A 3,926-nucleotide genomic window follows, 5' to 3' on the forward strand; every position below is an offset into this window, starting at 1 on the left:
GATCCCCAGTCCGCGTGGGAGAAGATGATCTGCTTGACTCCACGGCCCGTCGAAACGAAAGGTCTTCTGAAGCGCTACCTGGTGAAGGTACTGGAGGAAAAACTGGAGACCAGCCGGGGACGGGTCGATCCGGAAGATACGTCGGAAATCTTCGCAGACGCTTCGCTCGATCTGGAGCGTTCGTACTACTTCCCGGAGCGGGGGGTCCGTGTCGCCGGTCGGAAGCTCACCTTCCTGGTTCCCTCGTCCTTTCTGGGGGGGACCGCGAAGGGAGAGTGGTCTTACGTGGTTCTTCTGACCGTCGCGAAAATCGACGACACCCTCTCCTTCGGCAATTTCGGCGGCGCGGAGGTTCCCTACACTCTGATGAACCTTCCGGTCGGGGAAGGCGGCTGGAGCGACCGTCTGGGCACGACGCGAAAAGGGGCGGCCTTGCTTCCTCCGATTCTCGACATGTTCGTGCCGGAAGGGATGAAGCAGGAAGAGATCTTACGAAACTTCAACGCGAACACGAAACAGATGGTCGTCCTGCCGGGAATCGTGCCATCCGACGATCAACGATAAGGAAGAGACCACCCCCCTCCTTCGCCGCCAAGCGGAGCTGAGACCCGGAATCGGTATAGCTAGAGGGGTTTTTCCGCTGTTTCTTGACGCGCGCCCCTACGCGTGTCATATTGACTTGGTGGTCATTATGCTGACCATACAGTCATGACCATGATCAGTCGCACCAAGGTCTTGACGGACTTCCGGGTCCAGCAAGTGCAGGCGGCCACCCTGCGGGTCATCTCGCGGAAGGGGATGGGCGGAGCCACGATGCAGGAGATCGCGGACGAGGCGGGTGTCGCGAAGGGCACCCTCTACTTGTACTTCCGTGACCGCGAGGACCTCCTCGAGCGTACCGCGGACTACGCCTTCTCCACCCTCGAGGCGAGGATCGATTCCACTCTTCCGCAGATCCCGGACTTCGAGGGAAAGCTCCTGGCGCTCGTCCGCGCCCAGATCGCGTTCTTCGACGATCACCGCGAGTTCTTCCGGATTTATATCGCCATGAAGCATCCGCCGGATGCCGTCCACCAGAGCGCGCGCCGCCGCCGCATGTGCCATCCGCGCTACTCCGCCTATCTGGAACGGCTCGAGAGGATGCTGCGAACGGCGATGGACAAAGGCGAAGTCCGGAAAAGCGATCCGGCGCGGCTCGCGCTCTTCGTCTCGGAGAGCGGTGCGGCCCTGATGCTCCGGCGCCTGACGGAGGACCCCCCTCCCGACGCGGAGGAGGACGTCTCGTGGATGGTCGACATCCTCCTCCACGGAATCGCCGCGAAAGGAGACTGATGCTCGTTTTCGCCCTCGCCCTCTCGACCGCGATCGCCGAAGTTCAGCCGCCACCTGACCGTCGGCTGACGCTCCGCGATGCGATGGCCCTCGCCCTAGAAAGGAACCTCGAGCTCTCCAGGGCCCGCGCCGACGTCCCCGCCGCGGAGGCGAACCGCAAAGTGTTCCGGTCGGCCGTCCTTCCCCGACTCAGCTTCGACGCGAACTTGACGCGCAACTCGCACGAGGTCACGTTCGGTCCTCCCGACGACGTGCGGACGATCCTGCAGCTCGTGGCCTGGGACATCAGCGTCAACGTTTCACAGCCGATCTTCGCCGGGTTCCGGGACCTCAAAGCCTATCGACAGGCGGGGATCGGCATCGAAATCGCGCGGGAGGGGCTGCGCGGGACCTCCGACGCGGTGCTGGTCGAGACGAGCCGGCAGTTCTTCTTCGCGCTGGAGGCGGAAGCTCTTATCGAAGTCGAGCGGCAGAACCTGGAGCTCGCCCGCAACCGACTTCGCCAGGCCACCGATCTATACGAGGCCGGAGAGACGACCCGTGTCGACGTGCTTCGTGCCGAGACCGACATCAAGGCGGCGGAGCGCCGGGTGGTCGAGGCCGAGCGCACCCGCGAGGCTTCGGTGAGCGAGCTCCGCATCGCTCTCGCGTTGGATGAGGAGATCGTTCTCGCCGAGCCCGTCGATGAAGACCGCGCGGTGCCTCTGGTTCCAGGCGAGGAACAGCTCGTGTCCGAAGCCTATCGGGCGCGCTCCGAGGTGCGGCGGGCAGAGTACGAGGTCGAGAGCGCCCGACTCGAGGTGGAGAAGCAGCGCGGCGCGTACTATCCCGTGGCCACCGCGGATGCGGGATACGTCCGCCAGGGCACGACCTTCCCCCGGGAGAGCTACGGCTTCGCGGCCCTCCGGGTGAACGTCCCCATCTACCAGGGTGGCGAGATCGGAGCGCGCGTCGCTCTCGCCGAGGAGCGCGAGAGGCAGGCGGCGTTCTCGCTCGAGGAATCGCGCCTTCTCGTACGCGAGGACGTGCGGCTCGCCCTGTTCGACCTGGAGGCGGTGCGGACGAACCTCGCTCTCGCAGAGCAGCAGCTCCAGGCGGCCGAAGCCGAGTACGCGCAGACCTCGGAGCTGTACCAGAACCAGGAGCTGACGTCGCTCGATCTCCAGACCTCGGAAGCGGCGCTCGCGGATGCTCGACGCGCGGTGGCGACGGGGAGGCTCCTCGTGTACGCCGCGGAGGTCGCTGTCTGGTTCGCCGCCGGGACGCTGACCGAGGTCGCCCTGGCCCAGGAGTCGTCACCATGAACCTTCGGATGGCCCCTCTTCCGCTGCTGGCAGCGCTCCTTGCAGCCTGCGGCGGCGACACCACGGCGTCTCCTCCGGAATTCGCGAGGGAGGCGCAGAGCGCTCCTCCCCCGCTCCCCGAGGACGTGGCGACGGGCCTCGCCGAGGTAGCGAAGCCCGAAGCGGAAGCGGAGACGAACCCCTCGGTGCTCGTGGAAACGGGAGAGCTCGTTTCACCCGTTCGTTCCGAGCTCGCCTCCAAGCTGACCGGGCGGGTCGGAAAGGTCTACGTCGACGAAGGCGCCCGGGTCCGGAAAGGCCAGCCGCTCCTCGAGCTCGAAACGGATTACCTGAAGCTCGAGGTGGCGCGCGCCGAGGCGGCCCTCGCCCGCGCCGACTCCGCCGCCGACGAGGCGCGCCGGGACTTCAAGCGCAAGGAAGGGCTCCTGGCGAAGGGCTCGGTCTCGCAGGCGGTGTACGACCGCACCAAGGCCGCGCTCGATCAGGCCGAGGCAATGCGCGCGGAAGCGGAGGCGGCGCTCGCACTCGCGAAGCAGAGGCTGTCCGACGCGGTCCTTCTCTCCCCCATCGACGGCATCGTCGCCGAGCGCCGGACCGCCGTGGGCGAGAGGCTCGGCGACTCGAGCGTGGCCTTCGTGATCGTGCAGGTGAGGCCCTTGAGGGTGCGGTTCCGCCTCCCCGAGCGCTATCTGGCGTCCGCGGAGCGAGGTCAAATCGTGCGCGCGCGCGTCGATCCCTATCCCGATGAAGTGTTCGAGGGGAAGGTCACGTCCGTGGTGCGCGCCGTGGACGCTTCGACCCGAACTTTCGTGGTCGAGGCGGAGATCCCGAACCGCGACGAGCGGCTGAAGCCGGGGCTCTTCGCCAGAGTCGAGCTGGACCTCGCGGTGCCGGCGCCCTAGGACTTAGCCATGCATAAACTGGCCGAGCTCTGCGTCAAGCGACCCGTCTTTGCGAGCGTCCTCATCCTGTCCCTGGTCGTGGTGGGACTCTTCAGCTACGGGCAACTCGGCGTCGACCGCTTCCCGAACGTGGACTTCCCCTTCGTCACCATCTCGACGCGCCTCCTGGGCGCCGCTCCCGAGGAGATCGAGACCGAGATCACGGACAAGATCGAGGAATCGGTCAACACCATCAGCGGCATCGACCAGCTCATCTCGATCTCCTCCGAGGGCGTCTCGGTGGTGACGGTGCAGTTTGTGCTCGAGAAGGACGGGGATGTCGCGGCCCAGGAAGTACGCGACCGGGTGAATACCATCCTGAGAGAGCTCCCGACGGACGCCGACCCTC

General features: G+C 66.0%; 5 protein-coding genes. All 5 read left to right on the forward strand.

Annotated features, from left to right (window positions below):
• Positions 1 to 564 (forward strand): glucodextranase DOMON-like domain-containing protein (locus VEK15_05400; protein HXV60108.1); only part of this gene is annotated, 564 nt, incomplete at its 5' end.
• A 144-nt stretch (positions 565 to 708) separates the two neighbouring features.
• Complete coding sequence (locus VEK15_05405; protein HXV60109.1) at positions 709 to 1,332, forward strand: TetR/AcrR family transcriptional regulator; 624 nt, start codon at positions 709 to 711, stop codon at positions 1,330 to 1,332.
• Complete coding sequence (locus tag VEK15_05410) at positions 1,332 to 2,636, forward strand: TolC family protein (protein HXV60110.1); 1,305 nt, start codon at positions 1,332 to 1,334, stop codon at positions 2,634 to 2,636. The genes VEK15_05405 and VEK15_05410 overlap by 1 nt, the downstream gene beginning before the upstream one ends.
• Complete coding sequence (locus tag VEK15_05415) at positions 2,633 to 3,538, forward strand: efflux RND transporter periplasmic adaptor subunit (GenBank protein ID HXV60111.1); 906 nt, start codon at positions 2,633 to 2,635, stop codon at positions 3,536 to 3,538. The genes VEK15_05410 and VEK15_05415 overlap by 4 nt, the downstream gene beginning before the upstream one ends.
• A 9-nt stretch (positions 3,539 to 3,547) precedes the next feature.
• The coding region (locus tag VEK15_05420) for an efflux RND transporter permease subunit (protein HXV60112.1) at positions 3,548 to 3,926 on the forward strand (379 nt) is incomplete at its 3' end.

This window comes from Vicinamibacteria bacterium, assembly GCA_035620555.1.
GTDB lineage: Bacteria > Acidobacteriota > Vicinamibacteria > Marinacidobacterales > SMYC01 > DASPGQ01.